The 21,958-nt window shown below is 40.0% G+C and carries 23 protein-coding genes, 1 tRNA gene and 1 pseudogene; 8 read left to right on the top strand and 17 right to left on the bottom strand.

Going from position 1 to position 21,958, the window contains the following annotated elements; translation table 11 throughout:
- Positions 1-79: 79 nt before the first annotated feature.
- The 3 genes from mtrH to mtxX form a co-directional block, all read right to left on the bottom strand.
- Complete coding sequence (gene mtrH, locus J7W08_RS12165) at positions 80-1,012, bottom strand: tetrahydromethanopterin S-methyltransferase subunit H (protein WP_233085786.1); 933 nt, start codon at positions 1,010-1,012, stop codon at positions 80-82.
- Between the two features lie 77 nt (positions 1,013-1,089).
- Positions 1,090-1,689 (bottom strand): tetrahydromethanopterin S-methyltransferase subunit A, encoded by a 600-nt coding sequence (locus J7W08_RS12160; RefSeq protein WP_259370141.1) that lies wholly within the window; start codon positions 1,687-1,689, stop codon positions 1,090-1,092.
- Positions 1,690-1,715: 26 nt separating this feature from the next.
- Positions 1,716-2,540, bottom strand: coding sequence for a methanogenesis marker protein Mmp4/MtxX (mtxX, locus tag J7W08_RS12155; RefSeq protein WP_233084690.1), 825 nt, complete (start codon positions 2,538-2,540; stop codon positions 1,716-1,718).
- Between the two features lie 120 nt (positions 2,541-2,660).
- Between mtxX and J7W08_RS12150 the strand changes: the two genes are divergently transcribed.
- On the top strand, positions 2,661-4,181 hold the full coding sequence (locus J7W08_RS12150; protein ID WP_233084689.1) for a replication factor C large subunit: 1,521 nt from the start codon (positions 2,661-2,663) through the stop codon (positions 4,179-4,181).
- A gap of 116 nt (positions 4,182-4,297) precedes the next feature.
- Here the strand turns inward: J7W08_RS12150 and J7W08_RS12145 are convergent, their stop codons facing one another.
- Together J7W08_RS12145 and J7W08_RS12140 are read right to left on the bottom strand one after the other, a co-directional pair.
- A complete protein-coding gene (locus tag J7W08_RS12145) occupies positions 4,298-4,804 on the bottom strand; it encodes a methylated-DNA--[protein]-cysteine S-methyltransferase (RefSeq protein ID WP_233084688.1) in 507 nt (168 codons plus the stop codon).
- A 22-nt stretch (positions 4,805-4,826) separates the two neighbouring features.
- Positions 4,827-5,993: an MFS transporter gene (locus tag J7W08_RS12140; protein WP_233084687.1), complete on the bottom strand. Its 1,167-nt coding sequence runs from the start codon at positions 5,991-5,993 to the stop codon at positions 4,827-4,829.
- Positions 5,994-6,288: 295 nt separating this feature from the next.
- On the opposite strand from J7W08_RS12140, the gene J7W08_RS12135 reads away from it, so the two are divergent.
- The 3 genes and pseudogenes from J7W08_RS12135 (at position 6,289) to J7W08_RS12130 (ending at position 9,198) form a co-directional block, all read left to right on the top strand.
- The gene (locus J7W08_RS12135) at positions 6,289-7,143 is read left to right on the top strand and encodes a ferredoxin-like domain-containing protein (RefSeq protein ID WP_233084686.1); all 855 of its coding nucleotides are present in this window, start codon (positions 6,289-6,291) and stop codon (positions 7,141-7,143) included.
- 370 nt (positions 7,144-7,513) lie between these two features.
- Positions 7,514-7,624 (top strand): annotated as a pseudogene (locus J7W08_RS12335) (hypothetical protein); the annotation flags it as partial.
- A 476-nt stretch (positions 7,625-8,100) separates the two neighbouring features.
- Positions 8,101-9,198 carry a hypothetical protein gene (locus J7W08_RS12130; RefSeq protein WP_233084685.1) on the top strand — a complete coding sequence of 366 codons (1,098 nt, stop codon included), beginning with the start codon at positions 8,101-8,103 and terminating at the stop codon, positions 9,196-9,198.
- Between the two features lie 748 nt (positions 9,199-9,946).
- On the opposite strand, the gene J7W08_RS12125 is transcribed toward J7W08_RS12130, so the two are convergent.
- The 6 genes from J7W08_RS12125 to J7W08_RS12095 all read right to left on the bottom strand — a co-directional run bounded on the left by J7W08_RS12125 (position 9,947) and on the right by J7W08_RS12095 (position 15,213).
- Positions 9,947-10,123 (bottom strand): YHS domain-containing protein, encoded by a 177-nt coding sequence (locus tag J7W08_RS12125; RefSeq protein WP_233084684.1) that lies wholly within the window; start codon positions 10,121-10,123, stop codon positions 9,947-9,949.
- 93 nt (positions 10,124-10,216) lie between these two features.
- Positions 10,217-12,238, bottom strand: a complete 2,022-nt coding sequence (locus J7W08_RS12120) for a heavy metal translocating P-type ATPase (protein WP_233084683.1) — start codon at positions 12,236-12,238, stop codon at positions 10,217-10,219.
- Positions 12,239-12,583: 345 nt separating this feature from the next.
- Positions 12,584-12,814, bottom strand: coding sequence for a hypothetical protein (locus J7W08_RS12115; protein ID WP_233084682.1), 231 nt, complete (start codon positions 12,812-12,814; stop codon positions 12,584-12,586).
- A 747-nt stretch (positions 12,815-13,561) separates the two neighbouring features.
- Positions 13,562-14,131, bottom strand: coding sequence for a class I SAM-dependent methyltransferase (locus J7W08_RS12105; protein ID WP_233084681.1), 570 nt, complete (start codon positions 14,129-14,131; stop codon positions 13,562-13,564).
- 42 nt (positions 14,132-14,173) lie between these two features.
- On the bottom strand, positions 14,174-14,584 hold the full coding sequence (locus J7W08_RS12100) for a threonyl-tRNA synthetase editing domain-containing protein (RefSeq protein WP_233084680.1): 411 nt from the start codon (positions 14,582-14,584) through the stop codon (positions 14,174-14,176).
- 368 nt (positions 14,585-14,952) lie between these two features.
- Positions 14,953-15,213, bottom strand: coding sequence for a calcium:cation antiporter family protein (locus J7W08_RS12095; RefSeq protein WP_233084679.1), 261 nt, complete (start codon positions 15,211-15,213; stop codon positions 14,953-14,955).
- Positions 15,214-15,381: 168 nt separating this feature from the next.
- Between J7W08_RS12095 and J7W08_RS12090 the strand changes: the two genes are divergently transcribed.
- Complete coding sequence (locus tag J7W08_RS12090) at positions 15,382-16,362, top strand: arsenic resistance protein (RefSeq protein ID WP_233084678.1); 981 nt, start codon at positions 15,382-15,384, stop codon at positions 16,360-16,362.
- A gap of 402 nt (positions 16,363-16,764) precedes the next feature.
- Here the strand turns inward: J7W08_RS12090 and J7W08_RS12085 are convergent, their stop codons facing one another.
- The 4 genes from J7W08_RS12085 to J7W08_RS12070 form a co-directional block, all read right to left on the bottom strand.
- Entirely contained in the window at positions 16,765-17,058 is a 294-nt protein-coding gene (locus J7W08_RS12085; protein WP_233084677.1) for an ArsR/SmtB family transcription factor, read from the bottom strand.
- Between the two features lie 30 nt (positions 17,059-17,088).
- Positions 17,089-17,298 carry a hypothetical protein gene (locus tag J7W08_RS12080; protein ID WP_048205872.1) on the bottom strand — a complete coding sequence of 70 codons (210 nt, stop codon included), beginning with the start codon at positions 17,296-17,298 and terminating at the stop codon, positions 17,089-17,091.
- A gap of 74 nt (positions 17,299-17,372) precedes the next feature.
- Positions 17,373-17,540, bottom strand: coding sequence for a hypothetical protein (locus tag J7W08_RS12075; RefSeq protein WP_233084676.1), 168 nt, complete (start codon positions 17,538-17,540; stop codon positions 17,373-17,375).
- A gap of 172 nt (positions 17,541-17,712) precedes the next feature.
- Positions 17,713-18,198, bottom strand: coding sequence for a PepSY domain-containing protein (locus J7W08_RS12070; RefSeq protein WP_233084675.1), 486 nt, complete (start codon positions 18,196-18,198; stop codon positions 17,713-17,715).
- Positions 18,199-18,499: 301 nt separating this feature from the next.
- Here J7W08_RS12070 and J7W08_RS12065 point away from each other — a divergent pair, with 301 nt between their 5' ends.
- A complete protein-coding gene (locus J7W08_RS12065; protein ID WP_233084674.1) occupies positions 18,500-18,742 on the top strand; it encodes a hypothetical protein in 243 nt (80 codons plus the stop codon).
- Positions 18,743-18,774: 32 nt separating this feature from the next.
- Positions 18,775-19,329 (top strand): c-type cytochrome, encoded by a 555-nt coding sequence (locus J7W08_RS12060; protein ID WP_310742503.1) that lies wholly within the window; start codon positions 18,775-18,777, stop codon positions 19,327-19,329.
- Positions 19,330-19,382: 53 nt separating this feature from the next.
- On the opposite strand, the gene J7W08_RS12055 is transcribed toward J7W08_RS12060, so the two are convergent.
- Both J7W08_RS12055 and J7W08_RS12050 read right to left on the bottom strand, forming a co-directional pair.
- The gene (locus J7W08_RS12055; RefSeq protein ID WP_233084673.1) at positions 19,383-21,014 is read right to left on the bottom strand and encodes an ABC1 kinase family protein; all 1,632 of its coding nucleotides are present in this window, start codon (positions 21,012-21,014) and stop codon (positions 19,383-19,385) included.
- 223 nt (positions 21,015-21,237) lie between these two features.
- Positions 21,238-21,311 (bottom strand) — tRNA-Thr (locus J7W08_RS12050).
- Positions 21,312-21,397: 86 nt separating this feature from the next.
- On the opposite strand from J7W08_RS12050, the gene J7W08_RS12045 reads away from it, so the two are divergent.
- Positions 21,398-21,937, top strand: a complete 540-nt coding sequence (locus tag J7W08_RS12045; RefSeq protein ID WP_310742502.1) for an aldolase — start codon at positions 21,398-21,400, stop codon at positions 21,935-21,937.
- Positions 21,938-21,958: the final 21 nt, after the last annotated feature.

Genomic DNA, 21,958 nt, shown 5'->3' with positions numbered 1-21,958 from the left:
GCTGCATCAACCCTGGAAAACTAAAAAGAATATGCGTGCAGGGGATACATAAGCATTTCCAAAAAAGGGAAGAGAGGATTCACACCAGCAGGTTAAGCGGGTGCGAAGATGAAGTTTCAATATCAAGATCAGAAGACGCCTCTGCAATCATGATATCACCCATGGCAGCCAGCGGGAAGGTGTATTTTGCATTCTCGATAGGACCGTAGAGCACAAAGTCGCCACCCGCAAGCTGCTGCATGGAAACCGTGCCTATGTCGCACATCTTGTAGACCAGTGGGTCTTCCTTCTTTTTAGCCTTGAGCCAGCTCCAGGAAGAAGGAGCATTGTGAATCCCGGAACCTACAGGATAGCCCCATTTCGCCTTGGCAGTCATGGTCATACGAAGAGCAATGCCTGCACCATCGCCCATAGGAGTAATGCTCGGATCGATGAGAATGTTCTTGATACCACATTCATCGGCGATCTCCAGAAGACCCCTTTCCATCAGTTTACCTCCATTCTCCAGCAATGCCATCCTGCCATCAAGGGACGAATCCATTGCATTGAAACCGAGAATAATGGAGCTGTCAATATCGGAATTTGCCAAAGAAGCCAGTTCATCTTCACTGATGCTCATGTTAATTGAATTGTAGACCGTCTTATCAGCAAGTCCGATGTCAGTCACATATTCAGCGGAAGCCATCCTTACATCAGGCTGTGGGGAATCGATTATAAAGGGAGCATCACTTACGGCCGTTACGAAATCGATGTACTTGTGCATGCTCTCAAAGGTGTTTGCAAAGATATGGACGATCGCAGGATTTCCGGTCTCATCGGACATAGAATCCTGCAGGTTCACAAGAACTTCTGCCTCATTCCTGTCAAATATGCCGGCATCTGCATCTTCCACGATGCTATGACCTTCATAGAATATAGTACCTGCAAGTACTGTTGGCAGCTCACCTGGCTGACCTCCGATCTTCACACCTGCGATATTGACGATCTCCTGCTCTTTCTGGAACCTGAACATGAACACAACCTCTACGAAATATAACAATGATAAAGTTAACAATAAATCGATACTTTATTAAATTCTACCTAATTAGATCATACTTGATCTAACTCTACTTCACAGACAATGCCGGAAGCTGAATCAAGCATTACATTGCCTGATACCATAATATCACCGGAAGTGACATCCATAACGGGCCTGCTTTTCTTTTTGGCACTCTCAACAACGAAAGCTGCTTCACAATACGGACCTTCTTTGTCCTTATACTCATCAACGATCCGGCAGATCTCATCAATGTCGACCAGGCCGATGCGTTCAATGAGACTTACCTGCTTCTGGAAACGTTCAATTACATCCCTTCCAACGTTCTCAATAAAGGGGATCGCTCCATCCGACCCGATGATACGGCCATTCTCATCTATGCCGTTCTTGTGAAGTGCAATAAGTGTTTTTCCTGCAAGGTGTCCCCTGGATTCATTGCCACATATCAGGAGATACCGGATATTTGAATTTGATACCGTGTTTATGATGATCTTCTCTGCACCAAGGTTCTCGGTCTTGCAGCTACCCCACATGGCAGCTTCTTCATAAGGTTCAAATGAGCTTGCAAGAGTTATGACCGCAATACAGGAATCGTTATTTCCGGCGATACAATCTCCTTTCACAACAGGCCAGCCACACGCAACGTTTTCTATGTCAACACCTCATAAATCTAATATGATCAGGATCTGTTTCTCTCGTTTTTCATATCCACAAGGGCACTTGCAAGCATGATAGCCTTTGTGTAGTGGCCACCAACACGTGATGTATCCACGAAGACATGGTCGTCCATTAATACCGGTGCACCAATGCCGTCCCCTCCTCCAAGGAACACAAGTGTCCTGAATATCAGGTTACCGGTTATCCCGTCAGGAGCAAAGATGAAATTCGCCTCCTTTATGGCGTCCTCAATGAGTATTGTATAATGCTTTGCACATATACCATTTTCCCGAAGCCGGCTTGCGAGGAAGTCAGCATCTGCAAGTGTCCGGTCGATCGTCTCATGCCTTCCAAGATCGCCCATCCGGCCACCCGAGAGGACTCCTACCACCGGTTCAACGCCGAACCTGCGCATATGCTCCACACCAAGCTTAACAAGAGTTATCTTGTCAGAGAGGTTATTGCCCTCGTCGATCCCCACAGGTGCGAGGAAGAAAGGCACACCTTCAGATGTTAGCAGAAAAGCCATGCGATGAAGCCGCTCTATCTTCAGGACATCCTTGAGATGGGAAAGAGTGCCTGAAGCCTTTGCAGTTCCCCTGACCGCTGCATCAACCGAACCCGATGCCAGCAGATCGCCAAGAACTAACTCAGGCTCATGGGTGTTGATGATCTCAAGAGAAGTGCCGATAGCATCGATATCCTGTTTATCCCCTACAAGGATAACGTGTGCATATCCCTCATTGTGTGCGGTCTCGATACTTGAGATCATCTTAGGGGTCGGATCACGTACACCAATAGCCACCTTTGCAGTGTTTGAAAGAGCCCTTTTCCGAACAACATCCATAAGACCTGTCGTGCTATTGTTCTACATGCCGGATCACCTGCCAGAAATGATATTAATCAGAATCAACAAAGAGATGCAAACATTAATTAATTTTCCCTTTTATTGAAGGTATGATCACAGATGGAAGAATCTATCGAATGGGTTGAAAAATACAGGCCCAAATCCCTATCAGATCTTGTGGGGAACAAGAAATCAGTCGTTGATATGCGCGAGTGGGCAGAGTCATGGCTCTCCGGTGTTCCGGAAAAGCGTGCAGTCATACTCCACGGACCTGCAGGAGTTGGAAAGACATCCGCTGCGCACGCACTTGCAAAAGACTTCGAGTGGGAGACCATCGAGCTGAATGCAAGTGACCAGCGAACAGCAGGTGCTATTGAAAGGGTCGCAGGTTCAGCTTCAAAGATGAGCTCACTTACGGGAACTTCCACAAAGAGACTTATAATTCTGGACGAAGCCGACAACATGCACGGTAATGCCGACAGAGGCGGAGCACGTGCTGTGGGCGGCATTATCAAAACAACTGACCAGCCCATCGTGCTGATCGCCAACGACCTTTACGGACTAACACCTTCGATACGCTCCAGCTGTATTGAGCTCAAGTTCAATTCTGTGCAGGCAAGATCAATGATACCGGCGCTCAAGAGAATATGCGTCGAAGAGAATATCATGTGCGGTGTTGGCGTCCTTGAAAAACTGGCAGACAACGCCGGCGGAGACCTTCGAAGTGCTGTCAAGGATCTTCAGGCTGTGGCATTGGGAAGGGATGAGATCTACATTGAAGACATCGCAACCTCCGAAAGGGACACGAAGGAATCGATCTTCAAGGCTCTGGGAAAGATCTTCAAGAGCACGGACCCAAAAAGCGCATTGCAGGCTACATACGGTCTGGACGAAACACCTGAGAACCTCATCCACTGGATCGATGAGAACCTGCCATTACAATATGGCACCCAGGAAGGGACCGAAGAGGATATTATCACAGGATACAGATACCTTTCAAAGGCAGACAGGTATCTCGGTCGTGTTAGAAAACGACAGAGCTATCGTCTCTGGAGATATGCAAGCGTCCTCATGACCTGCGGAACAGTGGTATCTAAGACTCATGTCAGTCGCGGGTTCACGAAATACCAGCCACCCTCTTTCTGGCGTAAAATGGGTCAGTTAAGGGCAAAACGTGACATGAGGGATAACATTGCTTCCAGGATCGGCTACCATTGCAACGAATCCATGCGTTATTCCCGCACAGACCTGGCACACCTCTACGGCAGGATGCTGAAGGACGATGCCTATGCAGTGGATGTAGCTGTAGACCTTGAGCTGAGCGTTGATGAGATCGTCTACCTCACAGGTGGCAAGAAGGTCACAAAAGGAATACAGAAGATATATGATCTTGCACAGGCACAGCGCAGCACTTATGGCAATGACGACGCTCCGGTCTTTTTTGAGAAGAAAGCGGTGAAGAAGGTACAGGATAAAAAGCAGATGGACCTGAACCAGATAATGGAAAGTGCTGCTTCCAAAGGAAATTCAGAAGCTGCAGAAACTTCGAAGACAGTGAACTCAGTTCCAAAGGATGATCCAAAACCAGACCCCAAACCGGCTGCAAAAGCAAAGCCTCAAAGAACCTTATTCGACTTCTGAAACAGCTTCAGGCAGATCTGTCAAAGGGATAATGGATCGATCCATGTCCCGCAATATTCTTTTTCGCATACATCTGCCATAAATGAAATACCTACTTTTAACTGAGACAGGTCTCATTAATTAATGCTGATCTTCCCAGAGCCATTATCTTTGGTCTTTATGCCTTCGATCTCAAGAAGTTGCACCATAACATCAAGTCCACCGGCATAACCTGCCAGTTTCCCGTTGGAGCTTACAACACGGTGGCATGGAATAATTATCTGGATCGGATTCAAAGAATTTGCATGCCCAACTGCCCTTGAAGCCTTTGGATTACCGATCATTTCGGCCACATGCCCATAGAATACGGCCTTTCCATAAGGGATCTTTGTCAAAGCATTCCAGACCTTCTTCTGGAAATCGGAACCTTCCGGAGATAGTTCCACATCGAATTTTTTCAACTCCCCTGCAAGATACCGGTCTAGCTGTTCTTTGACCGCCTTAAAGAAAGCGCTGTTCTGCTTCCAGTCAGAGGGAATGGCATATTTTCTCTTGCCCCCCTGGATATTAAGCACCTTCAGACCTTCAGAATCTCCGGCCAGCAGTATAGTTCCAAGTTTCGTTCTTATGAGATCATAATACATTCAATATGCCATCAGTTTTGAATTAGATATTACTTTCCACAACAAACCTTTTCCTGAATGCAAGGGTCACGACCGCCACCAATATTCCAAAGATACCTGAAAGCAGGAACACTATCTGCAGGTCGAAGTAAAGTAATATGACACCCAGGACCACAGGCGAGGCACTCTGACCCACATATTTCATAGTATTGTGAATAGAAAGGACCCCACCGCGGGACTGTGGCGGTGATATCTGAATTATCTGGGAGTCAATGGCAGTCTGGCAAAGCCCGAAGCCACCTCCAAACACCAGCAATAACAAGAAAAGTACAGGAAGGGATCCGGTCCATGAGATAAGGGAAATGGATATTCCTACAAGGGAAAAACCCAAACCAATGAGGACTATCAATGGAACTTTTTCTGCGAGCTTCTTTATGTTAGATGCCACCATGATGATAGCAAGTCCCTGAATGGAAAGCACCATTCCGGCCTCTTTTGCAGCAAAGCCGAAAACATCCTTGAGCATGAATGGAAGGAAGACAACGATAGCGAACAACAGGAAGAAGATAGCAAAGCTCAGGAAAACGGTGTAAAGTATCCTGAAATCCCCGAGTTCACGGACTGCATTCCCCAGTCCGCTGCCATGGGATGCATCACATTCTTTTGTTTCAGGAAGCAACAGGAAAACCAGCAAAGCAAATGGTAGTGAAAGGACATAAAAAAGGAAAGGATAGTTCCACCCAATGGTGGCCAAACTTCCACCAATAAGGGGTGCGGTAACCGAACCAATGGCTATTGCCATACTGACCCTGCCCATAGAATGGACCCTGTCAAGCCCCTTATAAACATCCCCAATCACCAGCATCACCAATGACATCATACCGGCTATCCCTATACCCTGAACAAACCTCAATATAAGCAGAGTATGCAGGTCGGTAGCAAAGAAGCTGAAAAGACCCATCAGCCCATTGATAATAAGACAGGGGACCAGCACTGCCTTCCTGTTCACACGATCAACAAAGTGACCGATGACAAGGGAGAAGATAGCCGTGGATATGGTGTAGACTGCCATGAGCTGTGCCACTTCATTGGGAGTGCTGCTTAATGGTTCCACCATCTGTGGTAGTACCGGGGCAAGTATGGCACCCCCTGCCATTGCAAAAAATACGGTTGTTGCAAGGAACAGGAGGTGATAGGGCTTGAACTTCATCTAATCCACCAATAACATCAAACAACGTCAAAAACGTTATGCAGAATTCATTCAGGATAAAGCTGAACAAGTTTATTTTCTTGCTGAACAAATTGTCATCCATAATTCTAGATAGCACCATGGCCGAAAGTCTTATTCAATTGGTAAAATCCTGAAACACTGGAGTCTGTAAGAGATAAATTTGAAGATGATATTCGGCATCATCAAATCACAATCTGTATATACCAGTTCAGCATAGCCAGCCCCATCCAACTCAAGTTGAGTGGATTAACATCATCAAACAGAGATGAAATCAATGCAAAATAAGATTAGCAAAGAACAATTAAAGAAAGATGGATTTCTCCCCCAGAGACAGGATAACTTGTGTTCCATGCGTGTTGGCATCACTGGCGGCTATGTTGAAGTTGCCCAGTTAAGAGCCATTGCAGATGCTGCTGAGAAGTATGGACAGGGACATGTACACATAACCTCCAGACAGGGAATCGAAGTACCTTTTGTTAATTTTGAGAGCGTGGAAGCTGCGAAGGAAGATATGAAAAATGCAGCCGTTCGCCCGGGTGTTGCCGGAAGGAGAGTGCGTGCGGTCGTCGCATGCCAGGGCAACCGGGTCTGCAACCATGGGTTGATCGATTGCCAGGGCCTTGCTGAGAAAATAGACGAGGCACATTTCGGAGGAGATGTTCCCTACAAGTTCAAAATAGCTATCACTGGTTGTCCCGCAGCATGTCTTAAGCCTCAGGAAAACGACCTTGGGATCATGGGCACGGTCCATCCTGAATGGAAAACGGACACGTGCACAGAATGTGGCGTGTGTGTAAGACGCTGCAAGGCCAATGCCATAAACATAGACGAGAGCAGCGTCCATATAGACATGGACAAGTGCATACTCTGCGGTGAATGTGTCCTCGCCTGCCCAAAGGATGCTATCGTACCTTCAAAGACGGGATATACAATATTTGCAGGCGGGAAAGTTGGCAGGTTCCCGCGCGACGGTACAAGGATTGTGGAAGTTCTTACCGAGGAAGAAATGTATGACATCGTCAACAGAACCATCGAATACTACCGCGAAAATGGCGGGAAAGATGAGAGGCTTGGTGATGTGATGGATAGAGAAGGTATCGAAAAATTCAGGGATGCTGTTTTGAAGTAATTTACTTCTTTATTTTTTCTAAAAAACGACCATCCTAAAACAAGCCTGTGGCTCTGCATCAACAAGAACAATAAAAAGAAGAATGGGGCCTCGAGCGGACTATTAACCTCGTGTTGAGAGTACCTTGCCACTGCCTTGTAAGGAACGTTTGATTTTCAATTAATAGTTAGTACTGACACTAATAAAAGATTTTTATCCAGCAAACCAAATCTATAGATTGCCTTACCTCATCTTTAGCAATTGGAGTCACTGTTGAAGAGCTCAATGGAAGAAGAGGAGGTTCTCTAAAGGTAATTGCAATATATGAAGCAGAATGCCAGAAATGAGAAACCATTTTCTCTCAATGCTCATGTAAGGAGGGTGGGCACTTAGGAAATTGTCAATATTTGATCGGGAATTGGCAGTTAACTTCATTAAAAAGAATAAGGACTATTTTTCAAAAGACAGTATGGAAAATGGGATCAAATATTTCAACCCCTAAGAAAAGGCAAAGCTAAAGAACTTGCTTTCAGGTAATAAGCCTGATTCATAATGATGGAACATCTATTGAAGATTGTAAGATAAATAACAGACGTTTGGGTTTAGTGATGGGTTAAGGGTTTAATATTTATTGACCTCTGTGACTTGGCGTTTAAAGATAATGCTGTTCCCACATATGGCAACGAGTTCCCAATTTGAAGATCCATGTTTATTTAGTTGTCTTTCAAAATCGTCCTCATCGATTACGTCGACAAGATATTCCCAGTGACTTTTTTCTTCATAAGGCATATAAACACTCCCTAAATTAATATTGTAGTAGCATTACTTTAATCTAATCCTGCATGATTGTCAACTTTCCATTTTATGCCCTCATAGCTCATCTGCACACATACGGTTTATTAATAAAGAGGACTCGCAGTTTGAAAAATATTTCCTATGAAGGTAACGCTTAAAAGGTAACAAGCACTATTCTTAACTATGGATGTGGGTGGGAATGAATCCATTTTATCTGATCCGTCTGGTTTATTCAATGAATCAATTGTACCCAGTTTCATAAATACAAATACGATCGATCCAAACTGGTTTTACGCTGCTTCCGCACAAAGTGCCGCTGCAATTGTTGGGCTAATGGGGGCGTTTATCATAACTAAAATGGTAGACAACAAAATGCATGTAAGGCAGTTAAAATCAGAGATCTCCGATTACAAAGAAAAAATGAATTATGTTCAATCGGAACTAGATAAGAAACAGAAGTATGTGGATGAGATTGCTTACGAAGAAGATTGTAAGTTAGTCGAAAAGTATCTTGAAGGCATGGTTGCTCACATCGATCCTTACAACTCCTTTAATGTAGATGAGCTTTATAATAAGGCACGGTTCGATGAAAATTATTCACACATTAACAGATCAGTTTTAGAAGATAAATATAATCAGGACTATTTGATAAAAGTTGCCAACTATCATGAAAAGTTAGTTGATGAATTTTTGGGAAAAAAGAAAAAGGATATTGATTTAGCAAACCCACCTTCGACAGATGAACTTTATGATGAGGCTAGCAGAGATATTCCAAACATCAAAAAGTCTGTTCTTGAAGAGAGGTATAACCTAAAATATCTCACGGAAGCGAAAGCACCACATCAAGAAATAGTAGAATCTACTATGCCTGAAACTTCCAGTCCCTGGCTTACAGATGATCGATCAACAATCCTTTCTGAAGATCTCTACCCGCATCCATCAGAAGACAATTATTTTTCAATCGTTTCTACTTTAAAATGGGATAAATATCACAAATATGTAGAAGAGATTCCCGATAAAGAAGCAGAATGCAATTATTATCTCGTTCTCATAGAATCCAAGGAAAGATTACTCCAAGCAAGTAATGAAGTAGCTAATTTGAGGGTAAATCTAATCAGTTTGTTCATTTTCTCAATATTGGGAGTATTTGTACCCCTTGGAATGATGCTTTTTGATTTTGAGTACATGCTCAAATTGAGAACAATTGTTTATGTTGGAATTTTTAGCGGTTGGCTTTTAGTTCTAGTTGTTTTGTTGGATGAAATACGGAAACGTGTGTAATTGAAACTATCAATATGGAAATAAATAGGAAACTCTCAACTTTCCTTTTTATAATGCCCCCATATAGATTTTTAAAAAAACAAATCCATCGATCTGAATCTGGTAAAATTGTGAAAAAAAGGAAAATAAGCCTCGAGCGGACTATTTACCTCGTGTTGAGATTACCCTGTCACTGCCTTGAAAAGAACATTTTAATTTACAATTTAACTTTTGTATGATTATTATTAAAAGGTTTTGTTAAGGGTTATCGAACAGAAACATCATGATGGTTGAGTGCGAATGCTGCACATCCGTGAGTCGACTGATTTTCAGTTAATTTAAAGCTTAAACTTCAATTGGGATAAAGAAGATGATGAACTATAACTACAATCAACAATGCTAAAGAAGTGATTATGTAGATTATACCGATAATTTTCCGATCTCTCGGATCAATTATAATTTTTTGATATATATTCATGACTAAATTCCAATGAAGATATATGTGAACTAAAATTAAACCAACTAATAGCAAACCCAAATAGAGATGGATGTCTCCAAATAAATGCATTTCAAGTAGTAAAGAAAGCCCTATTCCAACTAATGCCATGAGAACTAAGAACATCAAAGCTTCAATAAGAAAATTAAGTTTCATCTCCTTTATAGAATCTCCTCCTTGCTCCTAATTATTTTACCATGCTTGAAGACTGTGTGAACTTATGCTCATACCATAAGGAAATTTTACTTACTTGATCTATGCACATTCTGACAATTAACTAACTAAATGTACTTTTTCTGGATTTTCATCGAACGTTTTCTTGCATGAAAGGGAACAAAAATAGTAGGTTTCTCCATTATATTCACTTTTGAACTTTGCAGTCCTTTTATCAATACTCATACCACACACAGGATCCTTAACTAACACCACTGTTGAATCTGTAGTTTCCATAATGTTACCACTCCCAATTTAAATATGCATACTGGAATGAAATTAAACTTTCTACGAACTATTTTAGTGCCTACTGCAATGTTAATAAAATTATTAACCCATCTTCAGCGACTTTGCGTTTATGGATACTATGACCGTACTAAGACTCATTAGAACCGCTCCTGCCGCAGGACTTAGCAATATTCCATAGCTAATTAAGACTCCAGCTGCCAAAGGAATTGCAAAGGCGTTATAACCCGTCGCCCAGAGAATATTCTGAAACATCTTTGAGTAAGTTCTCTTTGAAAGACGAATTATGTCAATTGCATTTCTTGGATCGCTTTTCACAAGGATTATATCTGCACTTTCAATGGCTACATCTGTTCCAGCTCCGATAGCAATACCCACATCTGCCTGAACAAGAGCGGGAGCATCGTTAATACCATCTCCAACCATGGCTACAGTATACTTTTCCTGAATTTCTTTTATTGTCTGGGATTTTTCATGAGGTAAAACTTCAGCGAAGTAATCATCAAGTCCGAGTTCTTCAGCCACCCATTGAGCAACAAACCTATTGTCACCTGTAAGCATCATGCACTTAATGTCCATAGACCTGAGTTTCTCAATAGCTTCTTTTGATTCCTTTCTTATGATGTCTGCAAGTCCCACTGCACCCAACGGCCTATCACCTTCAAGCAAAAACACAACGGTTTTACCCTGCTGTTTTATTTTCTCGATTTGATCATTTTGAAGCTCGATCCCATTTTCTTTAAGGTACCCAGGACTTACTACCTTCAATCTTCTTCCATGAATTGAACCTTCAACACCTTTTCCAGGAATTGATTTGAAATCTTCAACATTATCTGGTTCAAGGTTTTGTTCTTTTGCACTGTTTACAACGCCGAGAGCAATGGGATGCTCGGAGTCCGATTCCAGAGAAGCAGATAATCTTAGTATTTCATCTTTATCTGTATCTGCAAGTGGTACTATATCCGTGACTCCAAACTTACCTTCTGTAAGTGTTCCAGTTTTGTCAAAAACAATTGCCTGAAGATTCCTTGCTCTCTCAAAAGCCTGTCTTTCTCTGATAAGCAGACCTGAGCCTGCTGCCAGAGATGTGGATACCGCGACAACAAGAGGAATGGCCAGACCCAAAGCATGTGGACATGCAATCACCATAACAGTAACCGCTCTCTCAAGAGCAAAAACAAACTCCTGCCCAAAGGATAGCCATGCCACAAGGGTCAACGTGCCAACACTTATGGCTATGATTGTAAGTACCAAAGCTGCTTTGTTTGCCAGATCCTGTGTCTTGGATTTGCTTTCTTGTGCAGTCCTAACAAGCTCAATAACCTGATTAAGATATGTATCCTTTCCAGTTTTCTTGACTTCTATATGCAGGGAGCCTTCACCATTAATAGCTCCACCGATAATTTCATCCCCACTCTTCTTAGATACTGGTTTGGATTCTCCTGTCAGCATTGCTTCATTAACACTGGTTTTTCCTTCAATCACAACTCCATCAATCGGTATTTTCTCACCAGGTTTGACAAGTACTCGGTCACCAACCTTCAGTTCATCCACACGAATATCAACTGTGCCCCCATCTTTTATAAGATGAGCTTCGGAAGGCATTATCTTTACAAGTTCTTCCAGAGCCCTTGATGCACCCAACACAGACCGCATTTCAGTCCAGTGGCCCAAAAGCATGACATCTATCAGTGTAACTAATTCCCAGAAAAAGAACTTCCCTGGTAATCCAAAAACTACTGCAGAACTGTAGAAGTAGGCTACACTTATAGCAATTGCAATAAGTGTCATCATACCTGGCTGTCTGGTTTTTAGCTCGTTAAAGATCCCTTTAAGGAAGGGGTGCCCTCCATAAAAGTAAATTACTGAAGATAATATGAAGAGGACAATGAGTGATCCAAAAAACTTAAGCTCAAAACCTAAAAGTGATTGTATAGCTGGTGATAGAATAAGAACAGGGAATGTAAGAATTAACGAAACAATAAATCTCTTTTTGAAATCTTCCATCATCATAGCGTGATGACTTTTACCTTCATGTTCCATCCCGTGCATTTCATGCTCATGTTCCATATTTTCATCTGGCTCATGATTTTTGTCTGAACTCATTTCATGGTTCACTCCACACACCCCAATAAAAAGTAAATTTGTTATAGAATACCCTGAACAAATATGCAATAATAAATGAAATGATTTTAGTTTCGATCATTCCAACAATTATGTCCCATCATACTTGCCCCACTTCTTTACCATAATGATATCTCATTTTGACTTATATAAATATTTTCGACACCGCTTGTAATTCGGTTGCACAAAAGAAGAAATCGAGCATCTGTAATTTGAAGACAATTAAAAATGTTCAAAATGCACATGCTTCTTCTGAATTGAAGTAACATGTTAATACATTGGTAGAAATTGAGGTTTGTGTTGACAAAAGAGGAAAGGGAATAATAATTAGTTGATGATTGAAGTAATCATATTAAGGACTACATATGCCGTGACTAACATTACAATCCCTATAAGTAAATAGACAAGAATGTTCCTGTATACGACACTTTTTTCAGATCCTGCTTTTATCCCAAAGCCTCCAGCACAAGCACCAGTTCCACACCCTTTGGTACCACAACTCTCTTTAGATTCTTGTTCACGGGTTACCATAGGAAGAGTTTTCAGTTCTTTGGACATTATGATCCCATCTATTCCTGTTGATTATAAATGTTTGTATTTTGTCATTATTTGACATATCACGGTCATAAGATGACCAGTTATTGCCTTGTTAATAAGTTCTATAAAATAGGAAGTAAATTCAAATTTAACTTAATGGGATGATTAAACCAATCATGTTTCCAACTGCAAGACAACTTTTGAACGGATTGCCACTTTATGTGAAAAAGCTCACTCAAAGTTCAGTTTCAGATCATCAATACCAAGTGAAACCTCGAATTCCTTTAGCCTGAAGAATTTCTTTGCCCTCATGCCGTCGTCTTCAAGGCGAAGATCACTTTCTACAAATCCAGCTTTTTCAAGGCGTTTTAAATGAAGATACAGGACCTGTCAGGAAACGCTGAGATCTTTGACAAGCTCATAAACATGCAATTCCCTCTCTGAAAGCATATGGGAAACTCTTCAAATTTCAGTGTATCCTCTATGAAGTAACTAAATAAAAGTATATAGGCTTCAAAAATAACTTATTAAATATCATATTATCCAAAAGTTAAAATTTTATCAGATTCTTTTATCAATCTCAATAAATTAATCTATCTGTACTCTTACATTTTATTTTTCATCTTTAATATTCTCTACTTCAACTCTTTTATTCAACAAAAAAACCTTTACTTCATGATCTGCTTTCAGCGATGTAACTCCAAATCTAAAAGCGTTTCAAACAATTTCCGGTTCATTTGTACTTATAACAATTCCAAATTTCATATATCATCTCTCCTTATTAGCGACAATTCCATAATGATATGGTTTAAGATCATATACGCCTGAAATTTTGAATCCTGAAGATATGGCCCATTCAATACATTGTTCTGGCTTAATTCGAATTTTCATCGGTGGTCCTCTTGGAGTTGTCGGATCATGATTCCAATGAATAATACCTACTTTTCCTTTTGGACTCAGGATTCTGTAAGCCTCTCTGAGTAGTTTTTCTGGCTCTTCCCCATGTAAAATATTAGAAAGAATAACATAATCTACGCTTTCTTTTTTAAGACCGCTACCTTCTGACATAAAATCACGAAGCGCCGTTTCAACATTACTTAAATTCTCAACTTTTGCCTTTTGCTCTGTGATATCTATCATTTCCGACTCTATGTCGATAGCGTAGACCTTCCCATTTATTATCTTTGAAACTGGAATTGTAAAAGTTCCATAACCGCAACCAAAATCTGCTACATCAATAGTACTATTATTCAGACCTAATGTTTTAAGGATTTCATATGGTTCAAAAAATCCTTCCCATTTACCTTCATCAGGCATTCCACTTTCTCTAATTTTCATTTCCCAGTCCTAATTTGCTGATAAGATATTTTCCTCAGTTTTTCAAATTTCTTTGAAAACTTTTGCAAGGGATTCGCCGCGAACATGAATCGAAAACTCAGAGAAGTATCCAAAGGGTGTTGTATGGACCTCTATTCCTTTATTTTCCAGTTTTTCTTTAATTTCAGAAATAACTTCTGCTGCAAATTCAGGAGATGACGTACTTGATGAGAGATGTGCAAAAGAATGCAGGACTATTTTTTCTTTATTTACTTTATTAAGATACCACTTCAAACTTTTCACTGCACTTTTTACGACCTTATTTTTTCTCTCTTCATCCTCAACTTCAACATGAATGAAAACAACAGCATTATCTGCTATTTTTTCCTCTTTTTCGGTGTCCTCTACGTGGTCAAGGGTCTTGCTGAAAGTATCATACCAAAAATATTCGGTATCAAACATTAATATCTTCATAATTTCTCTGCCCCTTATCAGTAAGATAGGCACTATGTACCATATACTCTATTCTCGATTCGTTGTTAGATTACATTTAGCGTGTGAAATATAGTAGCATTGGTTGCGGTAAATTCTGCCAACATCTCAACCTTAAGTTAATTGTTTTTCCAACTTCCTATTTTGTACTCCACTGTGATAGTCTACATAATGTCTTAAATTCAATCGATCTTTCTTTCTGAAAAACACTTGAATGATTAAAATTCCACCAGCCCAGTGGGGTATCTTTTTAGTCACCATAAAGAGTGAAACAACAATAACTGTACTGAAGCATAAAGGAAGATAGAACTTTAAGACTTGGGTCTCGACTGTGACAGGACTTACCAAAGCTATGATTCCAGCATTAAACAAGAAAAAGCAAGAACGGAACCAACTACATTTCCAAAACTTATCTCAGATCTTCCTTTCATCGCTGCTGGGAGCTCTCTTGCCAGTTCCTCGATACTTACTATGAAGGCAAGAATAGTCATTCCAAAAACTGTATCTGAGAGTCCAAGGTGCCCAATGATCGAATCAGAGCCAGTGACCAGCATCTCGCTTCCAATAATAATGGAAGTAAGCGATAGTAGAAGAAGATCAAAGGGTTTCAATTTGCTGAGTTTTTCTACGTTCTCCAGAATATTGGCTTTAGAGAAGGTTGAGATTCAACTGGTAGTGGAGTGTTTGAGGTGAAAAAACTATAAACTGGAAGTAATAACAATAATTACTTAAGTCTGAATGTTAAAGACTCACAATTAAGAGTTAATCACAATATTCTAATGGAAAAGGCGAAATATATGAGTTCCATTGAAAAGTACCAATCCGTCTTTATTTTAACATCCGTAGTATCTGGATTAATTCTTGGTCACATACCAATAATCCAAAAATATGCAGGGTTTTTTATTGTTCCTTTTCTAATGGTTATGTTATATGGTATTTTTTTACAGGTTCCTCTCCATCAATTGAAGAATTCTTTTAAAAATTGGAAGTTTGCAAAGGTAAGCGCTAGTATAAATTTCATATTTAATCCACTGTTAGCCTTTGTGCTAGGATTTTTCTTCTTAAAAGATACGCCTACATTGTGGATAGGTTTTATTATGCTCATGGTAACTCCCTGCACTGATTGGTATTTGCTTTTTACAGGTATTGCACGCGGTAATGTTCCACTTTCAGCATCCATCCTTCCTATGAATCTCATCCTTCAATTGATATTACTGCCCATATATCTATTAATTTTTACAGGAACTATTGCAACTATTGATTCCTCTTTACTTATTGAGAGTGTACTCCTTGTGCTCTTTATTCCTTTTTCTCTATCACTTATCTCAAAGATAACAGTTCCAAAAATTAAGGGAGAATATTGGCTTGAAGAAAGTATCTTTCCAAAACTTGATCATGTACAGTTTTCTTTTTTAAATCTTGCAATCATCTCTATGTTTGCTTCACAGGGAGAGCAATTAATTCAAAACCCACTGATCCTGTTGGAACTTCTAACCCCAATCCTGCTATTTTTTATAATTGTATTCATTGTTGGACAGATTGTTGGAAGGTATCTTGGTTTTTCTTACAAGGATACTGCCAGTTTAAATCTGACAACTCTTGCCCGCAACTCCCCGATAGTGTTAGCAATTGCACTCACTGCTTTTCCAGAGGAACCATTGATTGCATTGGCACTGGTAATCGGTCCTTTAATAGAGCTACCCGTGTTGGGAATCATATCTCATACCTTGCTATGGATCAGGAAAGGATGGGGATGTTAGGAACTTGCAGATTGAAATAAAGGAGATCTAATTTCGGAAAAGCTGATTTAACCACATATAAAGAAAGATATCAAAGTGCATATCGATATGATAGTGAAATTAGTGAAGTACTGAGATTATATTAATTTTGTTTTGAGAATTGTAAATTATTCCGTTTTCGCTATGCGAGAAAAGAATGAGTATTTACTTAGGTGATACAGGAAGTGTCATAATCGTTTTCAAGAATTCCTAGCCAGACCTGTATAACTTAGATGTGTGCCAACTAATATTTGAAGTGCACATTACTTGAATAAGGTTCAAATCGCACCAGTGAAATACGCTAAAATTAGTAATCAGTTCCCAATATGATTACATCTGTTGAGAAAGAAACTCCTTGATGTGCTTCCCGGCGAATGGAAAAAATCACTCAAAGAGCTTTTTCAGATCATCAATACCAAGTGAAACTTTAAATTCCTTGAGCCTGAAGAATTTCTTTGCTCTCATGTCGTCATCTTCAAGACGAAGATCACTTTCCACAAATCCAGCTTTTTCGAGGCGTTTCAAGTGGAGATACAGGACCTGTCGGGAAACGCTGAGCTCTTTAGCAAGTTCATACACATACCATTCCCTCTCTGAAAGCATATAGAGAAGCTTGAGTCTTAGTGGATGTGAAATAGCCTCACCTACAGATACTATCTGCTGCATTGTTTTTCCCATAATAAGACCTGCTGAGGATTTGAATTACTATTAGATCTCTTCTAGTTTTTCTTTAATCTCCTCTACAGTCTTCTTAATCTCAGCAACATCTTTCTCCATGCTCACAAGCTTCTCGTTGTTATCAGAACCTGCAAAGCCAGATTTGTTGAGGAAGAAAATAACTATGCCAACAACCAATAGTATGAGGAGAATTTCCAAAAAGAAATCTAATAGACCAAATGTATTGTAATAGTGCATCATAGTTGTTTATAAGATGTTTTTGTATTCATATTAATCTTTACTAAAGTCCATTATCAAAAGGTCATCTTAAGGTCTTACTCCAGTTTCTTCAAGATCTTTTCCAGAGACTCACGATTGCTCTCTACTTGTTGTTCGATACGTGATAGTCGTGTACCTTCATCGCTGTTGTTAGACGATTTATTATTGAAATATGAAAAAGCGAACCAGATAAGCACTATCAGTATAAGCAGATTGAATATCATAGTGAAACCTCCTAAACCTCCGAAGAATCCATAATCACCATACATTCCATATCCCATCATAGTATCACATCCTTCCTAAGACCAAAGTCTCGTGTGGATTCAGTGGATAAACCCTGCCAAAGGCTGTGTGGGGTTTAAAATTTAATGGCAGGGAATCCACATAGTTCGTAAATCAGTAACGATACATTCTGCCATAGCCCATTCCTGGACCATGACCCATACCATAGCCATAGCCAGCACCGTACATCATGCCATATCCACGTCCTGTATTGGCATAGTTGTATGTTTGATCTGTAGTATCTACCACTTCTCCTGTGAATGCATCGATGTAGCTTTGCATTACGACACCATCATCGTTCGTGTAATACACAATCCACCATCTGCCCATCTGGTAGATATTCTCCTCATTCACATCAGCATCGATTTGCTCCCTGGCTATATCCAGTGCATCTTCAATGCTTTCGACATTCAGATCAGAATATCCTGAATAGGCAGCTGGCTGGTAATAACCCGAATATCCTGAACCATATGCAGGGCATCCACCCCATCCTGATCCATAAGCAGCCTGAGCCGTGTCAGTTTGTACCGTCAAGCCAATCATTCCTGCACCCACAAGAAGTATAGCACCGACCAAAAACATGTTTGTTATTTTTTTCATTTTGTCCACATCCTTAACTTACTTCAAACTATGTAACCATAGTTTGTATATGTAGCCTATATGTTACACATGTACTCATTGGCATATAAGGATTGTGCTGAAAATAATCACAGCCGATTTAAAAAGAGTAAATAAAATGCAATAAACCCCAATCGGGCAAGACACAAGAATCCTAAAAAGTTAGCTCAAAATGAAGCAATTTAATAACGATTTGTTTAGACACCATCTGCTACAAAAAATACTTATTGTTGTATTATCTAACTTCTAATGTATTCATTTAACGAAAGTTGGGGGGCAAACTATGCAAACATTAAAACCATCTGCGTTTGGATTATCATTAGCTGTGTTATCTGCAATAGTAATGCTTTTACTTGGAATTCTTGGAAATTTAGGAATATACACAGGTGCAGTTGAGATGATGCAACAATGGCACATGTTTTTTTCACCGAGCATGGGTGGGATTGTTGCAGGAATGATTGAAGCAGGCATAATTTCATTTGTGTTCGGCTATGCTTTTGCATTTTTGTACAACAAATTAATGTAATCGATAAATTGTAAAAAAAGGGGGAATTCAATTTGGCAAAAAGAATTGTCATGACATTTGTTTTGATTGGAATAGTACTAGCAGTGGCTGGATGTGTGTACGAAAGGACTCCTTACAACATGCCACATCAAGAGTATGGATGGAATGAGCCTGGATTCATGTATCCTGATCAATATGATCCATCATTGGATTCCAATATTATTACAGAATTTGACTCTAACGGAGAAATGATCTATTATACTGGGTTTAATGCGAATGAACAACAAATACCAGTAAGTGGTGGACCTCATTGGCTTTATGTTCACGGTGGTAGTTGTGTAAGTTGTCATGGAGTAGATGGCAAAGGTGGAGTACCAATCATGATGGGCACTGTGATTCCTCCAGATATAACCTATGAAACTCTGACTGCTGAAGAAGAGCACGAGGATGAACATGAGGAACATCCTCCATATACCGACGAAACAATCAAGGTTGCCATAAGGGAAGGCAAGGATCCTTCTGGTGAGGAACTTGATTACACAATGCCAAAGTGGGACATGTCAGATGCGGATATTGAAGATCTGATTAACTATCTGAAAACACTTTGATCGATTAATCTGTTTTAAGGTGGGATACCCAACCCCCACGTTTGCTGTTTTTGTCATAAAGAGCTTCTCAACGTATAGGCACTCATGATCAGTGATACTAAAAATCCAACAATTCCCAAAGAACTGAAGTCTCCTTGAATAATCAGATACACAGATGAGATTATCAAGGCTATTAGTAATGTATATCTCATTGATTCCCCAAGTAGGCGGTATCTTTTGAGAGTATTGCTCTTGGCTTCTAATCTTTCAAGTTTGTATCCACGGATAGTTTCAATTACGTCATTGATTCCAGACGGTAGGTTTTTGAATATGTCTACATATTCATCGCCTTCCATTTGGACGAATTCAACAGCATGCATTGGTGAATACCGTTCTTTTAGGGCTTTGGATATGATTGGACGCACTTCATCCATGACATTGTAGTTCGAATCAAGGTTAAGGCAGACCGCTTCAACAAGTATAAGTGCACGTTCGAGTGTAGAAAATGCACTCGGAAGGGACATATTGTATTTCAAAGCAAGAAGTGCATAATTATCACTTTTCCGTTCTCCAATACCCCTATGTTGCTTTGTAATTAGTTCATCAATATCCCACTTAAATCTTGAAATATCGAGATCCTCTTTGTTCAGCTTACCTATTTTCAAAAATGCATCCGCTGCCATATCCACTTTCTTTTTGTTTATAGCATAGAACAAGTTCAACATATTACGCCTTAACTCATCATCGATTTTACCCACTGCACCAAAATCAATGAACGCTATTGTACCATCTTTTACTACAATATTTCCACCATGTGGATCGGCGTGGTAAAATCCATCCAGATATACTTGCTTCAGGTAACTCGAGCTTATAAGTTGGACATATCGAGATTTTAGTTCCTGACCAATGTCATCTACATCTTTAACCAAAGTTCCTTCTACAAAATCCATTACCAGTACGCTTTCTCTACAGTAATCAAGGTGGACCTTTGGAATGATAACATCTTTTACGTCTTCAAAATTCTCATAGAAGCGCATCATGTTCATGGCTTCGGTTTTGTAATCAAGCTCATTATGAAGCATTTCTCTAAATTCTCGAAGAAATAGGTCAGAATCAAAGTTGTCTCCAACTCCCATTAATTTTATAAAGATTGGTTTTAGATCATTGATTATTTCGAGGTCTAAATTAATTGTATCAATTAGATTTGGACGCGCAATCTTCACTGCAACCTTCTTTCCATTAAGAACCCCTTGGTATACCTGGCCTATTGATGCACTTGCTATTGGTGTTGTATCAAGTTCATCGAATACGTCCAATATGTCATTACAATGATAACAGGTTGGATTATGTTCATGTTTCCCCTTCCCCATCTCGCAGATGCATTCGGTTTCAAAGGATTCACGCATCTTATCAAAGTCAAGCGGTTTGACTTTATCCTGTAATTCTTCGAGTTCCAATAGGTAGGTGTATGGAACTAAATCAGGACGCTTGCTCAACATCTGACCTAATTTAATAAAACTTGGTCCAAGTTCCTCAAAAGCAAGACGAAGCTTTGCAGCATTGCTACGATTCTTTAAATCTAAAGCACATGTGCATTTCTTGTTGGAAATGTAATCTTTATGAATATCCTTATACATCAGTGAAAATAGATTATACTTCAAGAACACTCTAATGATAGCCCCATATCGTTTGGATTTTTCCAACATTATATTACATATTTGTTTTCTTCTTAAAGAGGATTTCTATATAAGAAAACATCATTAAAACCGTGGAAGGGTTTTCATCCAGAAAACTAAAACATCGGAGTTCCATCACTAAAAGCATTGAATAACTTGATTACAAACATTAATGTGAAACAAAATAAAGTTTGTTGAACAATAGGATTACCAATCTAAACAATGGTTCAATCGTGCAAAAAAAAGGAAAATAAGCCTCGAGCGTGATTTGAACACGCGACCTAGTGATTACAAATCACTCGCTCTGCCGGGCTGAGCCATCGAGGCGCTATTGAAACGTACCCTAACAATGCATAATAACAAATAAATGTTATGGTTGATTTTAGCATAGTAGAACTATCATGTGGCAAGAAATGGCAAAATATGGGAAAAAGCTGGTAGATCATGGACTGGTAGAGTCCAATTTTGGAAATATCAGCGTACGTATCGCAGACAAAATGATAATAACACGGAGTGGTGCAGCACTTGATGAGATCACTGAGAACAGTGTAGTGGAAGTTCCCATTGAGAGAACATCGGAACTCGACAAGGTAGCGTCCACAGAGACCATCGTACACCGTGCCATTTACAGGAACACAACTGCTCTTGCTATCCTGCATGCACACTGCCCATATTCGGTGACCCAGACCCTTTTAGCAGATTCAGACAATATAATCCCCCTTGACAGTGAAGGCATACACTTCCTTCACGAGATACCCATATTCAAAGGAATGATGGGAACCGCTGAACTGGCAGAGGGAGCAGCAGAAGCACTTTCTGAACACCGAGGAGCGATCGCATACAGCCATGGCACCTTTGCAATAGGAAAGACGCTTACTGATGCTTACATAATCACAACCCAGATAGAGCATTCCTGCAGGATCAAATATCTTGTAGATCTTGCAAAGAAGTGAAGATAAGGGAAAACCATAACA

The organism is Methanococcoides orientis, from assembly GCF_021184045.1.
Classification (GTDB): Archaea; Halobacteriota; Methanosarcinia; order Methanosarcinales; family Methanosarcinaceae; genus Methanococcoides; species Methanococcoides orientis.
Note: the sequence above shows the minus strand (reverse complement) of the source record. Positions and strands in the feature narration are given on the sequence as shown.

Coding starts and splice junctions, on each gene's coding strand:
- J7W08_RS12140 (WP_233084687.1), bottom strand. CDS start 5,993: ATGAAGTTCAAGCCCTATCACCTCCTGTTCCTTGCAACAACCGTATTT.
- J7W08_RS12125 (WP_233084684.1), bottom strand. CDS start 10,123: ATGGAAACTACAGATTCAACAGTGGTGTTAGTTAAGGATCCTGTGTGT.
- mtxX (WP_233084690.1), bottom strand. CDS start 2,540: ATGGATGTTGTTCGGAAAAGGGCTCTTTCAAACACTGCAAAGGTGGCT.
- J7W08_RS12045 (WP_310742502.1), top strand. CDS start 21,398: ATGGCAAAATATGGGAAAAAGCTGGTAGATCATGGACTGGTAGAGTCC.
- J7W08_RS12090 (WP_233084678.1), top strand. CDS start 15,382: ATGGAAAAGGCGAAATATATGAGTTCCATTGAAAAGTACCAATCCGTC.
- J7W08_RS12120 (WP_233084683.1), bottom strand. CDS start 12,238: ATGAGTTCAGACAAAAATCATGAGCCAGATGAAAATATGGAACATGAG.
- mtrH (WP_233085786.1), bottom strand. CDS start 1,012: ATGTTCAGGTTCCAGAAAGAGCAGGAGATCGTCAATATCGCAGGTGTG.
- J7W08_RS12080 (WP_048205872.1), bottom strand. CDS start 17,298: ATGATGCACTATTACAATACATTTGGTCTATTAGATTTCTTTTTGGAA.
- J7W08_RS12105 (WP_233084681.1), bottom strand. CDS start 14,131: ATGAAAATTAGAGAAAGTGGAATGCCTGATGAAGGTAAATGGGAAGGA.
- J7W08_RS12145 (WP_233084688.1), bottom strand. CDS start 4,804: ATGTATTATGATCTCATAAGAACGAAACTTGGAACTATACTGCTGGCC.
- J7W08_RS12130 (WP_233084685.1), top strand. CDS start 8,101: ATGGATGTGGGTGGGAATGAATCCATTTTATCTGATCCGTCTGGTTTA.
- J7W08_RS12135 (WP_233084686.1), top strand. CDS start 6,289: ATGCAAAATAAGATTAGCAAAGAACAATTAAAGAAAGATGGATTTCTC.
- J7W08_RS12115 (WP_233084682.1), bottom strand. CDS start 12,814: ATGTCCAAAGAACTGAAAACTCTTCCTATGGTAACCCGTGAACAAGAA.
- J7W08_RS12055 (WP_233084673.1), bottom strand. CDS start 21,014: ATGTTGGAAAAATCCAAACGATATGGGGCTATCATTAGAGTGTTCTTG.
- J7W08_RS12065 (WP_233084674.1), top strand. CDS start 18,500: ATGCAAACATTAAAACCATCTGCGTTTGGATTATCATTAGCTGTGTTA.
- J7W08_RS12075 (WP_233084676.1), bottom strand. CDS start 17,540: ATGATATTCAATCTGCTTATACTGATAGTGCTTATCTGGTTCGCTTTT.
- J7W08_RS12100 (WP_233084680.1), bottom strand. CDS start 14,584: ATGAAGATATTAATGTTTGATACCGAATATTTTTGGTATGATACTTTC.
- J7W08_RS12070 (WP_233084675.1), bottom strand. CDS start 18,198: ATGAAAAAAATAACAAACATGTTTTTGGTCGGTGCTATACTTCTTGTG.
- J7W08_RS12150 (WP_233084689.1), top strand. CDS start 2,661: ATGGAAGAATCTATCGAATGGGTTGAAAAATACAGGCCCAAATCCCTA.
- J7W08_RS12085 (WP_233084677.1), bottom strand. CDS start 17,058: ATGGGAAAAACAATGCAGCAGATAGTATCTGTAGGTGAGGCTATTTCA.